Annotated in this window: 19 protein-coding genes; 5 read left to right on the top strand and 14 right to left on the bottom strand. The window is 61.8% G+C overall.

All coding sequences use genetic code 11. The annotated features are described in order from the left end of the window. Nucleotides 1-367: 367 nt before the first annotated feature. Nucleotides 368-2,806 carry an endonuclease MutS2 gene (locus tag Q5H89_RS17320; RefSeq protein ID WP_305020600.1) on the top strand — a complete coding sequence of 813 codons (2,439 nt, stop codon included), beginning with the start codon at nucleotides 368-370 and terminating at the stop codon, nucleotides 2,804-2,806. A gap of 27 nt (nucleotides 2,807-2,833) precedes the next feature. Here Q5H89_RS17320 and Q5H89_RS17315 read toward each other — a convergent pair whose 3' ends face one another. Beyond that, nucleotides 2,834-3,520 carry a DUF4919 domain-containing protein gene (locus Q5H89_RS17315; protein ID WP_305020599.1) on the bottom strand — a complete coding sequence of 229 codons (687 nt, stop codon included), beginning with the start codon at nucleotides 3,518-3,520 and terminating at the stop codon, nucleotides 2,834-2,836. Nucleotides 3,521-3,721: 201 nt separating this feature from the next. Here Q5H89_RS17315 and Q5H89_RS17310 point away from each other — a divergent pair, with 201 nt between their 5' ends. Together Q5H89_RS17310 and Q5H89_RS17305 are read left to right on the top strand one after the other, a co-directional pair. After that, entirely contained in the window at nucleotides 3,722-4,852 is a 1,131-nt protein-coding gene (locus Q5H89_RS17310) for an alginate lyase family protein (RefSeq protein ID WP_305020598.1), read from the top strand. A 105-nt stretch (nucleotides 4,853-4,957) separates the two neighbouring features. Further along, the gene (locus Q5H89_RS17305; RefSeq protein WP_305020597.1) at nucleotides 4,958-5,344 is read left to right on the top strand and encodes a hypothetical protein; all 387 of its coding nucleotides are present in this window, start codon (nucleotides 4,958-4,960) and stop codon (nucleotides 5,342-5,344) included. A gap of 26 nt (nucleotides 5,345-5,370) precedes the next feature. Here the strand turns inward: Q5H89_RS17305 and Q5H89_RS17300 are convergent, their stop codons facing one another. From Q5H89_RS17300 to Q5H89_RS17240, 13 genes are all read right to left on the bottom strand, one after another. Next, nucleotides 5,371-6,516 carry a putative sensor domain DACNV-containing protein gene (locus Q5H89_RS17300; protein ID WP_305020596.1) on the bottom strand — a complete coding sequence of 382 codons (1,146 nt, stop codon included), beginning with the start codon at nucleotides 6,514-6,516 and terminating at the stop codon, nucleotides 5,371-5,373. A gap of 140 nt (nucleotides 6,517-6,656) precedes the next feature. Continuing rightward, entirely contained in the window at nucleotides 6,657-7,862 is a 1,206-nt protein-coding gene (locus Q5H89_RS17295) for a sensor histidine kinase (protein WP_305020595.1), read from the bottom strand. A 9-nt stretch (nucleotides 7,863-7,871) separates the two neighbouring features. Further along, on the bottom strand, nucleotides 7,872-8,303 hold the full coding sequence (locus Q5H89_RS17290; RefSeq protein WP_305020594.1) for a response regulator: 432 nt from the start codon (nucleotides 8,301-8,303) through the stop codon (nucleotides 7,872-7,874). 31 nt (nucleotides 8,304-8,334) lie between these two features. Then, a complete protein-coding gene (locus Q5H89_RS17285; RefSeq protein WP_305020593.1) occupies nucleotides 8,335-10,644 on the bottom strand; it encodes an ATP-binding protein in 2,310 nt (769 codons plus the stop codon). Continuing rightward, complete coding sequence (locus tag Q5H89_RS17280) at nucleotides 10,641-11,213, bottom strand: biliverdin-producing heme oxygenase (protein ID WP_305020592.1); 573 nt, start codon at nucleotides 11,211-11,213, stop codon at nucleotides 10,641-10,643. Before Q5H89_RS17280 ends, Q5H89_RS17285 begins: the two co-directional genes overlap by 4 nt. Nucleotides 11,214-11,384: 171 nt before the next feature. Next, on the bottom strand, nucleotides 11,385-12,389 hold the full coding sequence (locus Q5H89_RS17275) for a hypothetical protein (protein WP_305020591.1): 1,005 nt from the start codon (nucleotides 12,387-12,389) through the stop codon (nucleotides 11,385-11,387). Nucleotides 12,390-12,513: 124 nt separating this feature from the next. Further along, on the bottom strand, nucleotides 12,514-13,557 hold the full coding sequence (gene murB, locus Q5H89_RS17270) for a UDP-N-acetylmuramate dehydrogenase (RefSeq protein ID WP_305020590.1): 1,044 nt from the start codon (nucleotides 13,555-13,557) through the stop codon (nucleotides 12,514-12,516). Between the two features lie 221 nt (nucleotides 13,558-13,778). Next, entirely contained in the window at nucleotides 13,779-14,249 is a 471-nt protein-coding gene (locus Q5H89_RS17265) for a hypothetical protein (protein WP_305020589.1), read from the bottom strand. Between the two features lie 341 nt (nucleotides 14,250-14,590). Next, a complete protein-coding gene (locus Q5H89_RS17260; RefSeq protein ID WP_305020588.1) occupies nucleotides 14,591-16,000 on the bottom strand; it encodes a sugar MFS transporter in 1,410 nt (469 codons plus the stop codon). A gap of 71 nt (nucleotides 16,001-16,071) precedes the next feature. Then, nucleotides 16,072-16,548, bottom strand: coding sequence for a hypothetical protein (locus tag Q5H89_RS17255; protein WP_305020587.1), 477 nt, complete (start codon nucleotides 16,546-16,548; stop codon nucleotides 16,072-16,074). Between the two features lie 141 nt (nucleotides 16,549-16,689). After that, nucleotides 16,690-17,280 (bottom strand): AAA family ATPase, encoded by a 591-nt coding sequence (locus Q5H89_RS17250; RefSeq protein ID WP_305020586.1) that lies wholly within the window; start codon nucleotides 17,278-17,280, stop codon nucleotides 16,690-16,692. 15 nt (nucleotides 17,281-17,295) lie between these two features. Next, on the bottom strand, nucleotides 17,296-18,093 hold the full coding sequence (locus Q5H89_RS17245; RefSeq protein ID WP_305020585.1) for a hypothetical protein: 798 nt from the start codon (nucleotides 18,091-18,093) through the stop codon (nucleotides 17,296-17,298). Between the two features lie 287 nt (nucleotides 18,094-18,380). Further along, nucleotides 18,381-19,556: an epoxide hydrolase family protein gene (locus tag Q5H89_RS17240; RefSeq protein ID WP_305020584.1), complete on the bottom strand. Its 1,176-nt coding sequence runs from the start codon at nucleotides 19,554-19,556 to the stop codon at nucleotides 18,381-18,383. A gap of 189 nt (nucleotides 19,557-19,745) precedes the next feature. Between Q5H89_RS17240 and Q5H89_RS17235 the strand changes: the two genes are divergently transcribed. Both Q5H89_RS17235 and Q5H89_RS17230 read left to right on the top strand, forming a co-directional pair. Further along, nucleotides 19,746-20,909 carry a THUMP domain-containing class I SAM-dependent RNA methyltransferase gene (locus Q5H89_RS17235; RefSeq protein WP_305020583.1) on the top strand — a complete coding sequence of 388 codons (1,164 nt, stop codon included), beginning with the start codon at nucleotides 19,746-19,748 and terminating at the stop codon, nucleotides 20,907-20,909. Nucleotides 20,910-20,934: 25 nt separating this feature from the next. Next, nucleotides 20,935-21,603 (top strand): hypothetical protein, encoded by a 669-nt coding sequence (locus Q5H89_RS17230; protein WP_305020582.1) that lies wholly within the window; start codon nucleotides 20,935-20,937, stop codon nucleotides 21,601-21,603. The last annotated feature ends 62 nt before the right edge of the window (nucleotides 21,604-21,665 follow it).

Genomic DNA, 21,665 nt, shown 5'->3' with positions numbered 1-21,665 from the left:
GCTGGCCGGTAAAGAAGCAGGCTAGCCACTCGCCGGGCTCGGAACGTATAGCGTACCATGCTTCAGCATTCTAAGAGCGTGTTTGGATTTTCAATTTCCGGGTCATGCTTCGACAAGCTCAGCATGACAAAAACCGTGTTTTTTACACTTTCCAAACACGCACTCAGCGCGGCCTGGGTGGCGCGATGCCTAAGCCAGGGAGCGAGCGGCCTGGCTTACTTGCCGCTGTTGCTACTACTGCCTTACCTGGCCAGCTGGGCCAACTTTTACTATGAGCGCCGCTAGCCCTGCGTTTTGCGAATCTTCCCGCCCCGATTGCTGTTTTACCTTCGCGGCCAGTTAGTCAGTTTCCCCGCTTGTATTCGATTTGTTAGCTCCCCAAAATTTTGAAGCCAAGATTGGCTTCGCCACCCTGCGCGAGCTGCTCGAGCAGCTCTGCCTTTCGGCGCTAGGCCGGCAGCACGTGGCCAACATGCAGTTTATCACCCAGCACGAGCAGCTCAGCAAGTTGCTGGCCCAGACCGACGAGTTTCGGCAGCTGCTGAGTGGCGGCAGCGAGTTTCCGGGCGCGTTTTATTTCGACGTCACGGTGCACCTCAAGCGGGCCTCGCTGCCGGGGGCTTACCTCGACGCGGCGGCGTTTTACGAGGTGAAAATGAGTTTGCGCACCATCCGGGCGGCGCTCACCTTCTTTACCCACGCCCCCGAGCCGCTCTACCCCAACCTGCGCCTGCTGGGCATCGGCATTCAGGCCGACCGCAACCTGCTGGCCGCCATGGACAAAGTGGTGGACGACGAGGGCCACGTGCGCGACGATGCCTCGCCGCTGCTGCGCCAGGTGCGCCAGGAGCTTATTCAGCGCCAGGGCCAGCTGCGCAAGCAGATTGCCAGCGTGCTGCGCCACGCCAAAAGCGAGGGCTGGATTCCGGGCGATGCCGAGCCTACCATCCGCGGTGGCCGCCTGGTGCTGCCCGTGGTGGCCGAGCACAAGCGCCGCCTGCGCGGCCTCATCCACGATGAGAGCGCCTCGGGCCAGACGGTGTTCATCGAGCCGGCCGAGGTGTTTGAGCTGAACAACGACATTAAAGACCTCGAAAACGCCTATCAGCGCGAGCTGATTCGTATTCTCACCAGCCTCACCGACCAGCTGCGCCCGCACCTGCCCGACCTGCGTAAGGCCTACGGCTACCTCGGCCTGCTCGATTTCATTCGGGCCAAGGCCCGGCTGGCCCGCGAACTCGACGCGCAGCTGCCCGAGCTTAGCAGCCGGCCGCTTATTCGGTGGCGCGGGGTGCGCCACCCGGTGCTGGCGCTCACGTTTAAGGAGCAAAACAAGGCCGCCGGCAAAGACGGGGAGAAGCGCGAAGTAGTGCCGCTCGATATTGAGTTGACGCCTGAGCAGCGCATCCTCGTCATCTCGGGGCCGAACGCGGGCGGCAAGTCCGTGTCCCTGAAAACGGTGGGCCTGGTGCAGTACATGCTGCAGTGCGGCCTGCTCATTCCGTGCGACGACTACTCGGAGGCCGGCATGTTTGAGGATATTCTGCTCGACATCGGCGATGAGCAAAGCCTCGAAAACGACTTGAGTACCTACTCCTCGCACCTGCTGGCCATGAAGCAGTTCGTGACGGTGGCCAATAAAAAGAGCCTGGTGCTGATTGACGAATTCGGCACCGGCACCGAGCCCAGCCTGGGCGGTGCCATCGCCGAGGCCGTGCTTGAGCAGCTCAACCAGGCCCGGGTTTTTGGAGTGATAACCACGCACTACACCAACCTCAAGAACTTCGCCGAGAAAACCGAAGGGCTGGTGAACGGCGCCATGCGCTACGACCCCGAGCGCTTGCAGCCCCTCTATCGCCTCGAAATCGGCAAGCCAGGCTCGTCGTTTGCCATCGAGATTGCCCGCAAAATCGGCCTGCCCCGGCAGCTCGTCGAGCGGGCTAGCCAGCTGGTGGGCAAGGATAAAATTCGCTACGACCGCCTGCTCGAAGGCCTGGAGCGCGACAAAACCGAGCTTGAAACCAAGCTGCGCGACACCGAAAAGCTGCAAAACGGCCTGCGCAAGTTCACCCAGGAGTACCTGGATTTGAAGAAGCACCTCGAAGACACCCGCCTCGAACGCCTGCGCGACGCCAAGCAGCAGGCCCAGAAGCTGCTCAAGGATACCAACCAGCAAATCGAGGCCACTATCGGCGAAATCCGCCGCTCGCAGGCCGAGAAGGAAACCACCAAGCAGGCCCGCCAGAAGCTTGACACCTTCGTGCGCGAAAAGCTGCAAGTAGAGCCGCCCAAGGCCCGCCCCACCCGCGAGCTGGCCGATGCCAACACGCTCGGCGCGGGCGACCGCGTGGCCATTCTGGGCCAGGAGGGCCACGGCGAAGTGGTGAGCGTGAAGGGCAAAACTGCTGAAGTGCTCTTCGGCGGCATGAAGACGCTGGTGAAAGTGGCGCTGCTCGAAAAGCTGAGCCGCGCCGAAGTGCGCGAGCGCGAAGCCGCCGCCCGCAAAACGGCCGCCGCCAACAACAGCGGGGCTAGCCTCGACCTCACCGGCCGCATGGCGGGCTTCAGCCCCACGCTCGACCTGCGCGGCGAGCGCGCCGAAGACGCCCTCACCAAGCTCATGTCGTTTGTGGACGACGCGGTGATGTTTGGTATTCCGGAAATCAAGATTCTGCACGGCCGCGGCAACGGCGTGCTGCGCCAGATAGCCCGCGACTACCTGCGCCGCAACCGCACCATTGCCAGCGTGGGCGACGAGCACGCCGACCGCGGCGGCGACGGCGTGACCCTGGCCGTGCTGAAATAAGCAGGCAGGCAGTAGGGGGCTAGCCCCCTACTGCTTGCCCTTGTACTCGCGGGTGAGGGCGGCCAGCGACTGCGTGACGTCGAAATACACTTCGCGGGCTTTTTCGCCCGTGGGCTGGCCGTTGTCGTCGACTGGCGTGGCGGTCAGCACATCGGTATGGCCCACCAGCGCCTGGCGGCTAGAGCTTAGGCGCTGCTCTTTGAGCACCTCGTACTCGTCGTGCACCACGGCTACTACGTAGGCCGTGGCGATGCTTTGGCCATCGCCGCTGCGCATGATAGCATTCAGCAAGCCATAGTACTGCCGGGCATACTGCCTGGCGTGTGGCCGGTCGCCGAGCACGTGGTAGCACACCAGCAGCTTAAATAGCATGTTCAAGTCGAGCGGGGCCGCTGCCAACAGCTTTTCGCCCAGCGGAATAGCCTCGGCGTACTGCTGCTTGTTGTAGAGCGTCCGGAAATCATCCTGCTTGCCCCCGCCGTAGGGTGCGTACTGCGCCGTAAATACCTGGCCGTAGTACAGGTAGCTATAATCCTGGCGGGTGAGTGTGGTGTCGGCCGCCTGAAACCGGGTGAGCAAAGCCGGGAAATAACGGCTTGAGTTAGCCTTGCGGGTTTCGGTACGCACGCTGTCGAAGTCGATGCGGGAAATGCGCTGCGCCAGGGCCGGTGAGGCGCCGCCTAAAAATGCGAGGAAAAGTAACGTGTAGCGCATGGCGTGAAAAGTGTGGGCAGTGGGTGAGCATAGCAGCAATGACAGCAGCAAGATGCCAAACAAGCCCAAATTCACCACCAGGCAGCAGAATTTCAGCAAGCCCCCGGCTAGCCCTGCCGCGCCCACCCAAGTGCTTTGAGCCGTGCTACTTTTGGCCCGGCCAGCTGCTTGTGCTGCTGGTACCCTCCGCAAGCCCATCCGATGAACGCTCGTTTTCCTTGGTTTCTACCAGCTGGCCTGGGACTGGCCGCCCTGATAGGGGGCGCCCGGCCGGCTGCCGCGCCGGTGGCCCCGCCTACCTTTCGGCACCCCGGCGTGCTCAATACCCAGGCTAGCCTCGACCAGGTGGCTGCGCAGCTCAAGGCGGGCGACAAGGCCCGGCAGGCGGGCTATCAGCAGGTGGTAGCTTACGTAGCTAAGCACCCTGTTCCCAGTACGTTCCCCAGCGTGGTGTATGCCGTGGCCGGGGCCGGCAGCCCCACCGAGGACCAGATAAGACGCGATGCGGAGCTGGCCTACGCCTGCGCCCTGCGCTGGGCTACCACCGGCGAAGCCGCTTATGCCCGGCAGGCCCGGCAGGTGCTCGATGGCTACGCCCGTACTTTCCAGCGCTACAGCACCGCGCCCAAGCCCGATGGCTCGCCCACCGAGTTTCGGCAAACCTACCTGGAGGCGGCCTGGGTGGCGCCCACCTTCGTGGCGGCAGCCGAGATTATCCGCTACTACCGGCCCGGGGGCCAGGCGGGCGCCGGCTGGCCCGCTGCCGATGTAGCCGCCTTCAGCGGCTTTCTGAAAAAGCTGCAAACCGACTACGTAGACCCCCTGCCCGCCGGCGCCAACTGGGTGAACAACTGGCAGGTATCGTGCGCCTACGCCCAGCTGGCGCTAGGGGTGTGGTTTGATGATAAGGCCGAGTACGAAAAGGGATTTCGCTACGCGCTGGCCGTGCAGCCGCAGGTGTTTTACGCCAATGGCAACGTGAAGGAGCTGTGCGACCGCGACTGCCACCACCCGCAGTACACCCTCACCGGCCTCACCAACGCCGCCGAAATTGCCCGCCTCCAAACCGGCGATACCACGCTCTACGCGCTGCACAACCAGCAATTGCGGGTGGGCTGGGAAAAGCTGCTCGACGCCCTGGAACTCGCCCCCGGCAGCTGCACCGACTGCTCGGCGCACCCCGCCGTGTGGCCCGGCATCGAAACGGCGTATGCCTACTACCGCACGCCCCGGCTAGCCACCCTGCGCGCCCGCGGCGCCCCTTACGGCGTGCCCGGCGATGACACCTTTGCCGGCTTCACTTCGCTCACGCAGCCCGGCGGTGGGCACTAGGTTAGGGCGCACCGGCCCCGGCCGTTAAAAATAAGCTGCGGCAAAAGGCTGCTAGCAGCGTATTTTTGACGGCTTATGCCGGCTACTGCTGATTCTATCATTCTTTTGCGCAATTCTGCGGGCCAGGTAAGCTTCGAGCCGGCCGGCTATGTGCGCCTGGATTGGGGACGCCAGCCGCGCTCCTTTGCGGCTACCTGCGCCATCTTCAATGCAGCGGCCCAGGCTATGCAGCAGTACGGCTCGGGGCGCGTGCTGGTCAATCAGACTGAGATGCAGCCTTTTACCTCCGAGGAGCAGCTGTGGATAAGCCAGCAGTGGCTGCCGGCTGCCGTGCGCGACAGCGGCTACCGCTACGGGGCCGTGGTGCTGGCCGCCAACGTCCTGACGCGCCTGGCTACCGCTTTTGTGACGAGCACGCCCGTGCCCGGCCTCAAGTACCGCTCTTTTGGCAATGAACCGGAGGCCCTGGCCTGGCTGCTGCAGCAGGTATAATAAGTTGGTTTGCTGGCAAATAGCTGTCAAAGCAGCAGCACATCGATGCGGTGGGCGTGCACCACCTGCAAGGCTTCGGACCACGAGAAAACGGTGAAGTTGCCGTCTTGCGAGGCCACCATAGCCAGGGCATCGTGCTGGTCGTGCACAAACTGGGCGGCCGCCAGGTGGCGGGTGCCGCCGTTTTTGGCCGGGTGCAGGCGGGTGGCACTGCTGCCCACCACCGGCTCCGTCACCACGAGGTCTTCGACCGAAGTGCCGTCGGCGCGCCGCGTTACCTTGGCCCCGAAGGCTAGCAGCTCATAGTGGCTAGTGAGCACGGTGGCCCCGTCTACGGCCGTGAAGCCGCCCACTATCTCAATGGCATCCAAGATGTTCTCCTGCCAGTCGCGGTGGCTGCGGTCGGCGCTGGAAAGCAGCGTCGCGATGCTGCCGAAGGCTGGCGCCACCGGGTAGCCCAGCGGCTGCACCACCGAGGCGCGCCACTCATCGGCGCCGGGCGGCACCAGCAGCAGCAGGCCGCCGCGGCCGTGGGCGCGCATGGCGCGGGCCAGCTCCAGCAGCACATCTACCTTCACCTGGCGCGGGTCGTAGGTACCGGGGCAGGGAATGGGCGGCAGCGAGGCGCGCAAGGCCGGGTAGTCGGCCAGGCCCTGGCTTTCTTCATCCACCACCCGTATCTGGTCGCCGCGCAGCACGGCCACGTTCACAAATTTGCCAAAGCCATCGGCCCGGCGGTGCTTGGCTACCAACAGGCCAGGCTCCACGACTTCGAGCACAAAGCACACCGGCGGCACCTGGCTGGCCGTGCCCCACACGTAGAGGCCCTCCTCGTCGAAGCCCACGCCGAGGTGAATGCCCGGGTGCTCCACGGCCGGCGCCAGCTTGATGAGCACCTGCGGGGTAAGGCGCAGCCGGTGCCCAAACAGCAGGGGCTGCCCCGCGTCCTCGGGCTCAAGCAGGGCTAGTGAGATGCGCGGTGGGCGGCCTTCCTCGCGCCGCAGGCTAGCCCAGAAAGCCACATCGATAATGGCTTCGAGCAGGCTGGCGGGTGGGGGTGAGGGCAGCGGCGGCCCACCCAGCCGCGCGGCCTCGTCGCGGTGCTGCGCGAAGTGGTTGGCGAGGGCCGGGGCCACCATGCGGGCCGCCAGGTAAGTTGGTTCGGAAAGCATAAGAAAGGAAGGGCACAGCCTGGTAACCCAGGCCGGCTGCCCGGCAGCCAAACAAGCCAACCCCCTAAATTGCTTGCCGCCGACCCCAAAAACGGCCGCCCTTTCGGCTAGGGCCACCCGCTGCCGCTCACGCCAGCTGCCTAAAAAAACACGCTGAACGTGGTGCCGCAGTCGGGCTGGCTAGCCACCTCCAGGTGGCCGCCCTGCGCCTGCACTAGCCGGTTTACCAAAAAAAGTCCTACGCCCGTGCCCGGCGCCGCCTCAGGATGGAAGCGCCGAAACAGCTGAAACAGCTCAGCGCCGTGCCGCTCCAGGTCGATGCCCAGGCCATTGTCTTGCACCTCCAGCACGGGGCGGTTGCCGGCTAGCCGGGTGCGCAGCTGCACGTGCGGCGGCTGGCCCGGGCGGTGGTACTTCAAAGCATTGGCCAGCAGGTTGAGCAGGATGGTGCGCAGGCTGCGCGGCACGTAGCGCAGAGTAGGCGCCGCCGCAAAATCTGTAGTAATAACGGCCTCGGTATCAGCTATCTGGGGGTGCAGCGTTTGCAGGGCCTCGGCTACTACGTCGGTGAGGGCTACTTCTTCGGCCAGCTCCTGGGCGGGGCGGCGCTCTTCCTGCACCACGGTGGCCAAGTCGGCAATGGTGGTGGCCAGCACCCGCAGCGAGTCATCGGCCAGGCGCCACATGTGCGGCGCGGCTGGGTCTTCAAACGTAGCGGTGTGGCGCAGCTCCTCAAATAGTCCACGCAGGTTGTTCACCGGCTGCTTCAGGTCGTGGCTGGCCGCGTACACAAAGTTGTCGAGGTCAGCGTTGGTGCGGGCCAGCTGCTGGTTGGTAATCTGCAATTCAGCATTTTTGGCGCTCAGGGCGCGGCGCGTTTCCTCCACCATATCCAGCGACTCGCGCAGCTGCTGGTTCATCAATTGCACCTCGTGGTGGTAGCGCGCCTCGTACTGCCGCCACTCGTTTTTCTCGATGGCGTGGCGCACCGTTTTGCCCAGCAGCTCGGGGTCGAACTGCTGCTTCACCAGGTAGTCGAGGGCGCCGGTGTTGAGGGCGCGCACGGCCAAGGCCTCGTTGCCGCCGCCCGTTATCATCACCACGCACAGGCCGTTGGGCGGGGCTAGCTCCTTTAGTTTTAGCAGTAGGTCGAGGCCGTCGGTATCGGGCAGGTTGTAGTCGAGCAGCACGCAATCGGGTTGCGAGGCCGTGAACTGCGCCACCGCCTCGGCGCCCGTAGTAGCCTCCACAATGGCTACCCGCTCGTGGCCCAACTGTTTGCCCAGATACCGCCGGTACAGCTGCCGGTCTTGCTCATTATCATCAATCAGCAGAATCTTCTTCACGCGGCGCGGCTAGTTCAAGGGGGGCAGTTCCGAGGTGCCCAGCCAGTAATTAATAGTAAGGCGGATTTTTTCTTCCAGTGCCGCGTACTCGATGGGCTTGGTGAGGTAGCTGTTGGCCCCTAGCCGGTAGCAGTCCTCGATATCGCGCACGTTCGAGGAAGTGCTGAAAATAATGACGGGAATAGAGTGCAGCAGCGGGTCTTGCTTGAGAACATTGAGTACTGCCCGCCCGTCGGTGCCGGGCAGGTTCAGGTCGAGCAGCACAATGGCAGGCAGCGTGGCCGGCCAGCCAATGGCCTTGCCATAGCCCTGCAGGTAAGCCAGGGCCTGGTCACCGTCCTCACAGCGCAGCACGGGGTTTTGAAGCGCGTGCTTACGGAAAGCCCGCCCTAGCGCCGTGAAGTCCTCGGCACTGTCTTCTACTACTAATACGGGTTTCAATGCGCTAGTAATCACGGCTTTATTTTCTTAATTATAGGGCAGCTATTTCTTTGGGCAGGGCAAAATAAAAGGTAGCTCCCTGACCTAACACAGAGTCAACCCAGAGGCGGCCGCCATGTTTTTCAATCATTTTCTTGGCGATGGCCAGCCCGGCCCCGGTGCCCCCGCCATATTTCTCCTGCGCGTGCAGGCGCTTGAAGAGCTTAAAGATATTTTCGTGGTGCTTGGGGTCAATTCCAATGCCAAAGTCTTGTACGTAAAAAACGTGATAGGCGGATGAAGCCTCGCCCGCGCCGGGCAACGCGGTGCCGGCGGGCGCCTGGCCCACCACCACCGTTTTGGTAGGTTGGTCGCTGTACTTTATAGCGTTGGTCAGCAAGTTGTTGAACACTTCCATAAGCCGCACCCGGTCGGCGGGCACGCTGGGCAGCGGGCCCTCTACCACCACTGTGGTATGGGTTTGCTCGAGGCGCGGCTGCAACAGGTCGAGTACTTCGGCCAGCAGCTCGTTCAGGTCAACTTCGGTGAGCGCCAGCTCGGTGCGGCCCACGCGCGAGAGCTGCAGCAAGCCCTCAATCAGCCCCTCCATGCGCTGGCTCAGGCGCACCAGGGTTTGCAGTTTGTTTACGCCGTCGGCATCGAGCTGGTCGGCATAGTCTTCGAGCAGAAAGAGCGAGTAGTTGTGGATGCCCCGTAGCGGCTCCTTGAGGTCGTGCGAGGCTACGTAGGCAAAAGAATCAAGCTCATCATTGCTGCGCTCCAGCTCGGTATTGAGGCGGCTCAGGGCCTGGGCGCGGCTGTGCAGCTCGTTGAATACCTTGAGGCGCACGTCGGAAATATGCAGCCGGATTTCGGTGGCCGCCTTTATTTCGAGCGGCTTCCAGGGCGCGCTGGTGTTTTCCACCAGCTGCTTCCAGGCCTCGAACGACTGCCGGGGCGAGAGGAAAAGCTGGCCATCAGCCAGCTGCTGGGGCTTCTCGTTCTGGCCGGCCCAGCTCACGGTTTGCACCACTTCGGGCCGAAACCAGAGCAGGTAGTTGCCGGGCGCCTCGGCCAGCGAGGCCGCAATAAAGCCGCTGGCCGTGCCGCGCAGGGCTAGCCCCGCCGGGTTGAGCGCGGCGTAGCAGGTGGTATGAAAGATGTCCTGCTGCACGTTGGCTTGCAGCCAGGCCAGCAGCTCCTCAATCTGGGGCTGGCTAGGGGTGTTGCCCAGCGTAACTATCTTATCGTCAAAACAAATGGCCGCCCCGCCGCAGTCGAAGATGTCCATCAGAGTCGGGGTTTTCTGATAGAGCCCCTCGGTAAAGTTGGGCGTGTTGGATACGTGCTCGAACAGCCGTGCCTGGCGCTCGCGCACCTGCAGCTGATACACCTGCTCGTCTTGCCGCTCCTTGGAGCTAAGCAAAGCCGAAAACGTTTTGGCAATAAACTGGCACAAATCGCGCAGCTCGTAGCTCACCAGCTTGGGCGTGAGGTGGTGGCAGGTTATCATGCCCCACAGCTGGCCATCCTGGATGAGCGAGATGGTCATGGTGGCCGCCGAGCCCAGGTTGTGCAAATACTGGATGTGGATGGGCGACACGCTGCGCAGCACGGCGTAGGTCATGTCGGGCGGGCGGCTGGCGCGGGGCGGGCGCAGCGGCACCAGGCGGGCCGGCACGTAGCTGGCATCCGGAATAAAGCGCAGCCAGTTTTTGAGGTACATGGCCCGCGCCTGCTGCGGAATGTCGGAGGCTGGGTAGCGCAGGCCTAGCCAGGGCGCCAGGTCGGGCCGAATGGCCTCGGCCGCGACCTCGCCGCTCTCATCGGCCGCAAAGCGGTAGATGGCCACCCGGTCGAAGTCCGTGATGGCGCGCACCTGCTCCACGGCATACTGGCAAAACTCGGCCACCGAGCCGGCCGCCAGCATCTGGCTCAGCGCCGAGTTGAGGTAGGGCAGGTCGAGCCTGGCGGGCCCCGATTCCTCTACCGGCTCAAACTCCAGCCACAGCAGCTGGTCGTAGCGGTGCATGATGAGCTTGTAAAACGGCTGGCCCGCCACCCGTTCGAGGCGCACGCCCAGCAACTGGTGCACCTCAGTGAGCGAGGCAAAGCACGCTTTAAGCTCGGCTACCCGCTCGGGGGCTAGCAGGTAGTCCAGGCCCGCGCCCACCAGTTCGGCGGGGTCGATGCCGAGCAGCGCCTGCGTGTTTTCGCTGGCGTAGGCCACGTGGTGCGACACCTCATCGAGGCACAGCATAAAGCCGTAGGGCTGAATGGCGCCCGGAATATGAATGGGCTCGCGGTCGCAGTTAGTCAGCGTAATGGGCTGGTCGAGCAGGTTCTCGTCGGGTAAGCTCACGGGCGGGCTAGCCAGGCGGCTAGGTGTTGAAACGTATGAATGGCCGACTGCACAATTTCCTCCTCCGTGGCGGGGGTGGCGGCGGCGGCCAGCAGCTGGCAAAACGCCTTCCAGCGCGGGCCGGTTCGCTCGCCGTAGCCCACGAAGTAGCGGCGCAGGTCGCTGCCGGCCTTGGCCAGCTGCCGGGCCAGCACCTGGCCGCCCAGCGTCGAGCCCTCCAGCACGTACATGGCCCCTAGCACCTGCGGCACGGTAGCCAGCGGCGGCAGGGCCGGGCACAGCGGCAGCTGGCCGGGCGCGGCGCGCAGGTCTTCCAGAATAAGGTGGGCGCGCAGGCGCTCGGGTATTTCCCAGGCGGGGCCCAGCGCGGCGGCGTGGCCTAGCAGCGCCGCCTCGTAGGGCGCCAGAAAGCCATACATCTTGGCCAGAAACCGGGCCGTGGCCGCCTCGCTCGGGGTGCCGGTGGCCAGCGCCTGGTTGAACTCGTTCTGCTCCACGGCATCGTGGTAGGGGCGGGTTTCGGCGCGCAGGCGGGCCAGAATGGACGCGGGGGCAGGCGGGGTGAGCAAGGCAGAAAGGCGGGTAAGCAAAAAGCAGAAACCGCAAATTAACCGCCAAACGGCCAAGTAAAAAGCAAGACGCTCCTTCCAGCCTCCCGCAAAAGCACGTAGCCCGCTCAGCCTCAGCCGAACGGGCTAGCGACGGTGCAGCTTAGCTTGCTAAACGTGCGGCGCGGCAGCCTAGCGGCGGCTGCGGCTGCCCTTTTTACCGCCCGTAATGATGGGCACCGCCGGGGCCGTGGCCGTGCCGGCGGTATTGCGCGAGGCCACCTGCACGTAGTAAGTAGTGCCCGGCTCCAGGCCATCGACCGTGATGCGGTGCTGGGTCGAGAAGCCCTCGGCTACGCGCTCCTCGGTAAGCTCGGTGGCCGAAGGGCCGAATTTAAGGCGCGTATCGCCGGGGTACAGCGTGGTGTATTCCAGGGTAAAGCTCTGGGGCGTAGTGCCCACCGGCACCGGCTCGGCCGTGATGCGGGGCAGCCCGCCGCCGCGCACCAGGTCGCTGCTCAGGCGCGGCAGCAGCTGGTAGCCGCCCGTGCCGCTGGGCGAAAACTGACTCAGGATGCCGCGCACGTCAAAAGTTTCGCCCTTGGGCACGGCCGCGTCGATGACGCCCCCGGGGCCAGTGCTGGAATTGGTGACGCGCAGGGCCGCTGCCTTGTCGCCATCGAGCAAAAAATTGGCGTTGGCCGCCAGCGTTTCCACCGGCGCGCCCGCCGGGGTCGTGAGCTTGCTCACCCCCGTTATTTCGAGCAGGCGGCCCTCATTGGCCTCCACGTAGGCACTGCTGATGTCCTTCACCGGCACTTTCAGCACGCGCACCTTGTGGCCGCCGCTGATTTTGCGCACCGTCGCGATGGGGTCCAGCTCCAGCAGGCCGTTGTAGCTTTTGAGCTGCCCGGTTACCTGCAGGCTGTCGCCGGCCCGCAGCTCGTCGTAGCCCGGCACGCGGGTGGGCAGCGCGTACAGGGCCAGGCCCGCTTCCGCATCCTGCACAAAGCGCAGCGCCCCTAGCTCGGGCCCGTTGCTGACCACGCCCCGCACCGTAACGGTGGCGCCGGGCCCCAGGGCCTTAGCCGCTTTTATCGTGAGCACCGCCGGGCCGGGCGGCGCTGGCTTGGGGCCGGGGCCGGCTGCCAGGTGGCTGCCCAGGCTAGCCAAGAGCAGGGAAGTAGAGAAGAGCATAAGCAAGCTGAAAAAGGCTGAATACGAGCTGTCAGCGCAAAATAACGGCGAAAACTAACTGGACCGCACCCCGTGCTTGTTAAGCCTGCGTTAAGCGGCGCGGAAGGCTGGCTAAGCGCTTTATTTATAAAATGTTAACTTCCGGGTGTAATTCGATGCCGAACTGGGTGCGCACGGCCCGGATTATTTCCTCGGCCAGCTCGCGCAGCTCCTGGCCAGTGGCCCCGCCGTGGTTCACGAGCACCAGCGCCTGGCGGTCGTGCACGCCGTGGGTGCCCGTGCCGGTGCCCCGCCGCAGCCCCTTAAAGCCGGCTTGCTCGATAAGCCAGCCGGCGGGCACTTTCACGGCGCCCGGCACGGGGTAGCCGGGCAGGCCCGGGTAGCGGCTTTTAAGCTCGTCGAACTTGGCCGGCGATACCTCGGGGTTTTTGAAAAACGAGCCGGCGTTGCCGATTTCGGCCGGGTCGGGCAGCTTTGAGCGCCGGATGTGTACCACGGCCTGGCTCACGTCGCGCGGGGTGGGCTCGGCCTCAATGCCTAGCTCGGCCAGCGTTTCCTGAATGGCGCCGTAGCTGCTATTGGTGGGCCGCTGGGCCTCGGCGCGGTGCAGGCGCAGCACCACGGCCGTAACCACGTACTGGTTTTTGAGCGGGCCCTTAAACACGCTTTCGCGGTAGCCGAAGCCGCATTCTTCCTTCGAAAACACGCGCAGCTCGCCGGTGCCAATGGCTAGGGCCTCCAGCCGCTCGAAGGTGTCTTGTAGCTCGGCGCCGTAGGCGCCGATGTTCTGGAGCGGCGCCGCGCCCACCGTGCCGGGGATGAGCGACAGGTTTTCGACGCCACTCAGGGCTTGGTCGAGGGCGAATTCGACCAGGCCGTGCCAGCTTTCGCCGGCGCCGGCGCGCAGCAGGGCGGTGTGGGTGTCGGCATCTTCCGAAATGATTTCGAGGCCCTTAAGCTCGTTTTTCAAGACTACGCCGCCGAAATTCTGGGTCAGCAGCAGATTAGAGCCGCCGCCCAGGATGAGCAGCGGGCCGGCCTGCGCCTCGGGGCTGGCCAGCAGCTGGCGCAGCTCCGCTACCGAAGTGAAGCGGGCAAAATAGCGGGCCTGCACATCGAGGCCAAAGGTGTTGTAGGGGCGGAGCGAAACGTTTTCTTCGAGCTGCATGGCCGCAAAGGTCGGCAGGTAGCGCGGACTTTGTAATCGGCGCTGCCCACCGCCGGGGTCGCCTGGTACTACTGGCTAGCGAGGCGCCGCCGCCCAGAAGCCGGGCAGCGGCGAGCGGCTGATTGAGGCCAGGCCACCGCAGTGCTTACGTGAGCTGCCAATATTAAAGAACGGGTACAGAGCCAGGTCTGTACCCGTTCTTATTGGCCCGCGCACCGCCGCTAGGGCAGCGTGGCGCGCACGTTGAAGCGCGAATCGGCGCGCACATCGGTGTTCTGGCGCAGCGTTTGGGCCAATTCGGCGGTGGTGGTCAGGGTATACGAATCGCCTTTCAGGTACTGGTCGAGCTTGCCGCCCGCCGGCGTCAGGCTGATGCTGGTTTGGCCCGTGGGCACGGCGGCCAGCGAGGCCAGCAGCATTTTGTTGGAGCCCGCCGCGTCGGTCGAGATGTAAATGCTGATGCTTTTCAGGAAGTCAAAATTCTGCGTCGAGGGATTGGTAACCGTGAGCGTGAGCCGGTCAAGCGTCACGTCCTGCACGTAGGCGGCCGAGGTATTATTGTTCTGGTAGGTGCTCTGGGCGGTGGTGCGCACCGTCAGGACCGGAAAATTGATGGCTGCCCCCGTGATAAACGGGGTGCCCGGCACCGTGAAGCTGCTAGAGTCGCTGACCTGGAAGGTAATCAGGTTCACAAGCTTTTTGCAGCTCAGTACACTTATAAGCAAAAAAGGTAACAGTAACAGATAAGATTTTTTAAGCAAAACAGTGCGCATAGTGTATTGCAGAGTAGGGGGTGAAAAGGATTATACAATGAACAACCAAACTAAATTACGAAGCTGGCCTGGCAACTGGTTTTTTCGCTCAACCCAGGCGGCGGGTGGGTAAAGGGCTAGCCTGCACTAGTAAGGCCGCGCCAATACTGCCGGGCTTACCGGCCAGGTGCAGGCTTTTAGGAGCAGCCACCAAAAGGGATGCCCCAGCGAGCTACTCGAAAGAAGTAGCTCGCTGAGGCATCCTACTAGCTCGGTAAACCCTACCGCACCCGGTAGCCGCTGAGCGCATAAAACAAGAGGTAGGCGTAGCACAGCGCGGGCACCAGCATGGCCACCCGCAGCCCGCCGCCGTGCGTGGAAATAAAGCCCATGAGCGGCGGAATAATGGCCCCGCCCACAATGGCCATTATCAAATACGACGACCCTTGCTTGGTGAACGGCCCTAGCCCGGTAATGGCCAGCGGGAAGATAACGGGCCACATAATCGAGTTCATCAGCCCGCAGAGCACAACGAGCCACAGCGCGGTTTCGCCCTGGCTCAGCACCGACGCGCCCACCAGCGTTACGCCCGCTGCGCACACCGCCACCAGCAATACCCGGTTGTGAAACTTAAGCAGGAGCGGAATACCCACCACGCGCCCCACCAGCGACCCAAACCAGTACGACGACACCAGCACCGCGCCCACCGCCTTGGTGAAGCCCGCCGCCGTATCGAGCGGGCTAGGGGTGGCGCCAAACAGGAAGTAGGCGTAGTTGGTGGCCGCGTTGAGCCCCCGCACCAGGCTTTGGGTGAAGGCCGAAAGCTGCTGAATGTGCTGGCTTTCGCCGTAGCGAATCAGGAACGAGCCCAGCCCCACTTCCACGCCCACGTACACAAAAATGGCCCCGATGCCCAGCACCAGGTGCCGGTAGTTGAGGGCCGAGCGGCGGCCGGCCGCTACCGGCTGATGCTCCAGCGCTTCCTCCTCGGGCAGGCTCTCGATGTCGGGCAGCCGCACCACGAAAAACAGCCCCGCCAGCACCACCAGCAGCGCCGCCAGGCCCAGGTACGGGCCCTTTACCAGCTGCGCCTTCAGCGCCAGCTGCTGCATCAGGGGCAGCGCCGCCAGGCGCCTGGCCGCCGCGCTGCTGGCCGCTACCGCGCTGCCAAACAAAATAAGCCCGCCCACCAGCGGCGAAATAGCCCCGCCAAAGTTGTTGGCCACGCCCACGATGCTCACCCGCGAGGCCGCCCGCCGGGCCGGGCCCAACACGCTCACGTAGGGGTTGGCCGCCACTTGCAGCAGCGTAATGCCCGCCCCCAGCACCGCCAGCGCCGTGAGGAATAGCGGGAACGCCCGCGTATTGGCCGCCGGCACGAAGAGCAGCGCCCCGCCCGCCATCACGAGCAGCCCGACTACAATGCCACGCTGGTAGCCTAGCCGCTCCAGCACTTTGCCCGCCGGCAATGACATCAGAAAATACGCCCCAAAAAACGCCGACTGCACCGCCGACGATTGCAGGTCAGTGAGTTGGCACACGTCCTTGAGGTAGGGCATGAGCACGTCGTTGAAGTTCGTGACCGCCCCGAAGAGCAGAAACAGCAGGGTCATGAGCACCATCGGCCCGGCGTAGGAGCGCGTGACAGTGTCCGAATTGGAGCGGAGGGGAGAAGTAACGGGAGTAGCCATACGGGGCGGAAGGTACAAAAAAAGCCGGCTGCGGGGCCGGCTGGGGGGATAGATGCTTGTCTTGGTTTCCGCTAGTCCTCATCCGCAAACCAAGCAATGCCTATTTTATCAGTATCACAAACGATGAGGCCCGAATCAAAGGTTGCTTCAGTGAAGGAAGTCCAGGATGTTTGGCCCAGTTCAAAGTACTTAGTTGCCTCGCAGTATTCATTTTTGTTCCAAGTCGAATTTGAAAAATACACGGCTTGTTCGCTGAATAAGGAGATGAATGCACCAGCGAGCGAACTGGCTTTTCCCCGCGGTATTATTTCTGTGCCGTAAGCGAGGTCATGGTGGAGTAGTTCGGTTAGAATATCGCGAGCAAGCTTACTAGTACCAATTCTAGTCAGAGACGCTTTGAAGTTATCTGCCGGGATACAAGTCGTTTGCAGATGCTCTAGGACGGATGACTCCCATTCAAAATCAATAGATTTTTCATAAATGGTTAAATAGACATTGCCGCAGTCACGACTAGCTGTTATCTCCTGCAATAATTCGCTTGTGGTCATTGGTGCAGAAAATAATGTTAAGGCTTTAGCCGCACAATCTTTCCTTCACGCATCACTACAACCTCACTGTTCTTCTGGCGCTTAAATTCCAGCATCCGCTCGTAGGCGAGTTCTAGGCCAGCCAGAATTTTCTGTCGCCGCTCAATTTGCGCTTCCGGTTTCATAGGTGCTTCTTAACTGCTGATACAATACGTCATTCTCAATGTGAAAGCTCCCGGCTAGCTTCTCCGCCAATAAAACAGGCTTGCCGTTTGAGTTATCAAAAATCAGTGCTCTATACACCAGCGGCAAATAACTATCGAAAAGCCGGTTGATTCCCTGCCAGTACCGCCGCTCAATTACGTCGGGCGGAATAGAATGGCCGCCTTCCCGCACCCGCGTTTTCACGCGCTCCTGGGCTAGCTCGGGGCTGCTGAGCCAAAAATACAGCAGCGTAACGGAATAGCCCTGCTGCTGCGCGGCCCGGATTTTCTGCTGATAAATCTTCGTGGCTAGGGTGGTTTCGAGCGCGAAGGTTTCGCCGCGGCGCAGCAATTCCTCCACGCGGTGCAGCATGATGCGGCCGGCTTCGAAAGCTACTTTTTCGGGCTGAAAAGGCGACAAGCCACGGGCGATTTCGTCGGCGTTAACAAACTCGCGGCAGTCCAGCACTTCGGGCAGGATGGTGAAAGAAGCCGTGGTTTTGCCCGCCCCGTTGCAGCCCGCAATGATATACAGATTCTTGTTCGGCATGACTAGGGTAATGAATCAAAGCTGCCAGTTATGTTTCAGCGCATCGAGCCGGGGCACAAGGCACGATTTAGTTTCGTCGGTGTCGGAAACGAAAATGTCAACCGCGTCGCCGAATTTCTTTTCCCGCACCAGCAGCAGGTCATCGGTCGGCGACTCGCCCGCGAGCTTTTGCCCGGTGAGACTCGCGTAGTCGTAGCTCACCACCAAAACGCTTTGCTGGCTGTGGCGCGACGTGGAAATAACTCGGCTCGAAATGCCCGTTACCGTTGCCTTTCGCACAATGCCGTGCCGGTAGAGCTGGTAAGCGCGCCAGGCCGGCAGGAAGCCCCACAGAAAAAAGGGTAGCCCCACAAGCAAAAAAACGCCCGGCAGAATGAAAAAATAGCCAAACGGGAAGCTAAACGGCCGTAGCGACGGGATGATGCTCTGCTGGTTCAGCGCCCGGATGCGGATGGTGTCGCCCGCTTGCAGGCCGCCGAGCTTGGCTAATTCCAGCGTCTGAAACTGGTCGGCCACATTGCCAGCCGGGCTAGGGTAGGTGTAGCTGATAACGCGCGGATGCTCACCGTTGATGGTGGTATTCAGCACCGGCGTGATACTGATAATATGGGCCGTGGCCACCGTGCCGTGGTCCCGGATGGCGTCGTAGTCGTAGCGCTCGTAGGACTGCGTGAAGTTGCGAGAGGCGACGAGTAGCGCCGGCGTCAGCACAAAAAGCGACCCCAGCACGAAAACCAGCCCGAGTACGCCCGCGGGCCCCCGGAGCCTGCTTAGCTTCAGCAAAACGGTGAGTGGTACGGGTCTGTCGGGCATGGGGAAGGGGCTAGCCGGTAAAGTAGATGATACCAAGGAAGGCTGCCCCTACTGGCGCGAGTTTAGCGCAGCGTAACTCGTGACAAAACTATGAGGCGGAGGCTGTGCCTCCACTGCCGCCCTAGCGGCAAACTTGCGCCTGGGTAGAGCTGGTTTTTAGCAAATGCTTGTGGATAAGCAACGTCATTTTGCCGCTGGTGCGGCAATGGAGGCGCAGCCTCCACGTCATAAGCAGCACGGGTTACGCTGCGCTAAACTCGCGCTAGCCTAGAGGGCTGGCAACAATTTTACGGCTTGATTTCCAGCTCGTCGGCAAATGCCCGGATGTCGCTGGCCAGAAGCTGGGGCTGCTCCATGGCGGTGAAGTGGCCGCCTGCGGGCATCTTGGTCCAGCGCTGAATGGCAAAAAAGCGATTGGCAAAATCCTTAGGCGGCAGTAGGTCGGTTTTAAACTGCGCAACGGCCGTGGGCACCTTTATTTTGCTGCCAGTTCTATCAAACGGATTCAGCTTGGCCAGCGGGTTGAACATTTCCCGGGCTATATCCTGCATCGTTTCGTGGTAGCGCCGGAAGGAAGAATTAATGGTGTGGGTGGCCCAGTAAATGGTGATGTTGGTTAGCAACTCATCCTTGGTAAAGCAGCTTTCCAGGTTGCCGTGGCAGTCACTCCACTTGTAAAACTTCTCTATTATCCAGGCGGCCAGGCCAGTGGGCGAATCGTTCAGGCCGTAGGCCAGGGTCTGGGGCCTAGTGCTTTGTATCATGTTGTAAGCCCCTTCGGTCTGCTGCCACTTCGTTACCTCGGCTTTGTAGGCTTTTTCCGCGCTGCTTAGCCTGGCCTCATCTGCCACGATAATGTGGTGGTAGGGAATATCAGTCAGGTGGATGCCCAGCAGCGCATCGGCGTGGTAAAGGCCTAGCTGCTCCGTTATTTCGCTGCCCGCATCGCCGCCGTGCGCCAGAAACTTTTTGTAGCCCAGCTCCTCAGTCATGAGGCTAGCGAATAGCTTGGCAATCTGCCTGTTGTTCATCCCAGGCTTGGTTGGAATAGCAGAGAAGCCGTGGCCGGGAATGGAGGGCACTACCACATCAAAGGCAAAGCCGTGCGCATCGGCCTGGGTCAGCAAGGGAATGATTTTCAGAAAGCGCACAAAAGAATCGGGCCAGCCGTGGGTTAGCAGCAGCGGCAAAGAATTGGTGCCCTGGCCTTTGTGGTGAAGGTAGTGCAGGCCAGTGCCATCAACCGTCGTTTTAAAATGGGAAAAGGAATTCAGGTAATCCTGCTGCTTTTGCCAGTCAAAGCTGTGCTGCCAGTAGGTGCACAGCTCCCGCAGGTAAGTCTCGTTGGTGCCGTATTGCCAGTCGGCATTATCCACCTCATCGGGCCAGCAGGTGGCGGCTAGGCGGCGCTTTAAATCACTGAGTACAGATGGCTCAACGGCAATTTGAAAATTGCTTTCCATGACCATTACCAGGTTGATTTAGTGAAAAATGCAGGGTAAATGGGCTTGCTGGTCGGCGCGGGCCAGCCAGTAGTAACTACGTACGTAGCAGCCCCAGGCGAGTTAAGCCCGCCACTGGCTAGCCCGTTGTGCAGGTGCCAGCCCGGCCGACAGGGCTATTTCTCGGGCGCTAGCCCCGACCTTTGCGCCATGCACCTTACCGCCACCACCCAATTTGGCCTCGAAGACGTACTGGCCGAAGAGCTAAGCCAGCTCGGCGCCACCATCGACTACGTGGGCAGCCGCGCCGTCGAGTTTAGCGGCGATAAAAAGCTGCTCTACAACACCATCCTCTGGAGCCGCACGGCCATGCGCCTGCTGCGCCCCTTCGCCGATTTCTACGCCCCCGACGAGCGCGGCCTCTACGACGAGGTATTCAAGATTGACTGGAGCCGTTTCATCCGCCCCGGCCAAACGTTTGCCATCACGGCCGTCGTCAACAAGTCGAGTTTCGAGCACTCCCTGTATGTAGCCCAGCTCACCAAAGATGCCATCGTGGACCAGTTTCGGGAGCGCACCGGCGAGCGGCCTAGTATTGATACCAAAAATCCCGACATCCGCATTCACCTGCGCATGCTCGAAAACGAGGTGATTCTGAGCCTCGACGCGGCCGGCGACTCGCTGCACCGCCGCGGCTACCGCCAGGGCACCAACGAGGCCCCGCTGAATGAGGTGCTGGCCGCCGGCCTCATCCTGCTCAGCGGCTGGGACAGGAAAAGTCCGCTCATTGACCCCATGTGCGGCTCGGCCACCATCCTCACCGAGGCCGGCCTGCTAGCCCAGCGCATTGCGCCCGGCCTATTTCACCAGGGCAAGTTCGGCTTTGAGAACTGGCCCGACTTCGACGCCAGCCTCTGGCAGCAAGTGCGCGAAGCCGCCCAGGCCCAACGCATCGAAGAGCCGCAGGCCTACCTAGCCGGCTCCGACCTCGACCCGCGGGTGCTGGAGCAGGCGGCGGCCAACATCGAGGCCGCCGGCCTCGACGAGTGCATCCGCCTGAGCGTGCGCGACGTGCGCGATGCCCAGCCGCCCCAGGGCCAGGCGCCGGGCCTGGTCATCACCAACCCGCCCTACGGCGAGCGGATAGGGGAGGAGGCGCAGATGGATGAGCTGTATAAAACCATTGGCGACGCGCTGAAAACGAATTTTCAGGGCTACGACGCGTTCATTTTCACCGGCAACCTGGAGGCTGCCAAGCGCATCGGCCTAAAGGTGTCGCGCCGCATTCCGCTCTTCAATGGGCCAATTGATTGCCGCCTGCTGAAATATGAGCTGTACCGCGGCTCGCGGCGGGCACCGGCAACGCCAGCTTAGCTTTAGAGAAATAATGAGTTATGGTATGACTAAGCCTCAGCGCACCTCTTTCGCAGTTATAAAGCACTTGCTGCCGCCCGATGCCTGGGCGGTGTGGCGTAATGAAGTACACCACGGAGAATTTGACGATGAGCCGGTCTTAGTGTATGCTTCTGATACGGTTCTCGAATCTCTAAACCTGGATTTCTCAACCCAGGAGGTAGAACACGTTTTCCTTATTCTGGTCGAAGGGAATTTGCAAGTCAAAACCTTTATTTACAACAACAATACTGATGGTGCAACGGGCTTGGTAATACTAGGCGATTTGCGCGCTAGTACGATGCTGGTTGGCGGCCAGGAAATCTACGTTACGGGAAATATTGCGGTAGAAGAGCTTTTTTGGGGCGACTACAACCACGGCAGCTTGCGAGTGCTGAGCGATGCCAGCGTAACCGTTTTTGCAGCAGTTGACTATGACGTTCAAATAAATGGTGAAACCAGAATAGGTATCAACTTAACGCCGGAGGATGAAAGCAGCAATTGGCAGGGTATAGACATTGCCTTGCTGCAAGCAACTTTAGTAGAGAAGATTTATCAATTGGATAACGTCATTATTGATGATGAAACCGGCGAGGAAGAAGCTGAAGTAGAATTGCTGCGGGGCGAGGAAACCCTAAATTGGCTGCAAGCTGGTAAATCACTGCTAAAGACGTAAAGCATTCGCTGCCGCCTGCTGAAATGTGAGCTGTATCGCGGCTCGCGGCGGGCACCGGCTGC

This window comes from Hymenobacter cheonanensis (genome assembly GCF_030581075.1).
In the GTDB taxonomy this organism is placed as follows: Bacteria; Bacteroidota; Bacteroidia; order Cytophagales; family Hymenobacteraceae; genus Hymenobacter.
The sequence above is the reverse complement of the archived record's forward strand: the minus strand, read 5'-3'. Positions and strand labels throughout refer to the sequence as shown.

Coding starts and splice junctions, on each gene's coding strand:
- Q5H89_RS17255 (WP_305020587.1), bottom strand. CDS start 16,548: ATGACCACAAGCGAATTATTGCAGGAGATAACAGCTAGTCGTGACTGC.
- Q5H89_RS17250 (WP_305020586.1), bottom strand. CDS start 17,280: ATGCCGAACAAGAATCTGTATATCATTGCGGGCTGCAACGGGGCGGGC.
- Q5H89_RS17240 (WP_305020584.1), bottom strand. CDS start 19,556: ATGGAAAGCAATTTTCAAATTGCCGTTGAGCCATCTGTACTCAGTGAT.
- Q5H89_RS17245 (WP_305020585.1), bottom strand. CDS start 18,093: ATGCCCGACAGACCCGTACCACTCACCGTTTTGCTGAAGCTAAGCAGG.
- Q5H89_RS17260 (WP_305020588.1), bottom strand. CDS start 16,000: ATGGCTACTCCCGTTACTTCTCCCCTCCGCTCCAATTCGGACACTGTC.
- Q5H89_RS17300 (WP_305020596.1), bottom strand. CDS start 6,516: ATGCTTTCCGAACCAACTTACCTGGCGGCCCGCATGGTGGCCCCGGCC.
- Q5H89_RS17230 (WP_305020582.1), top strand. CDS start 20,935: ATGACTAAGCCTCAGCGCACCTCTTTCGCAGTTATAAAGCACTTGCTG.
- Q5H89_RS17275 (WP_305020591.1), bottom strand. CDS start 12,389: ATGCTCTTCTCTACTTCCCTGCTCTTGGCTAGCCTGGGCAGCCACCTG.
- Q5H89_RS17310 (WP_305020598.1), top strand. CDS start 3,722: ATGAACGCTCGTTTTCCTTGGTTTCTACCAGCTGGCCTGGGACTGGCC.
- Q5H89_RS17235 (WP_305020583.1), top strand. CDS start 19,746: ATGCACCTTACCGCCACCACCCAATTTGGCCTCGAAGACGTACTGGCC.
- Q5H89_RS17315 (WP_305020599.1), bottom strand. CDS start 3,520: ATGCGCTACACGTTACTTTTCCTCGCATTTTTAGGCGGCGCCTCACCG.
- murB (WP_305020590.1), bottom strand. CDS start 13,557: ATGCAGCTCGAAGAAAACGTTTCGCTCCGCCCCTACAACACCTTTGGC.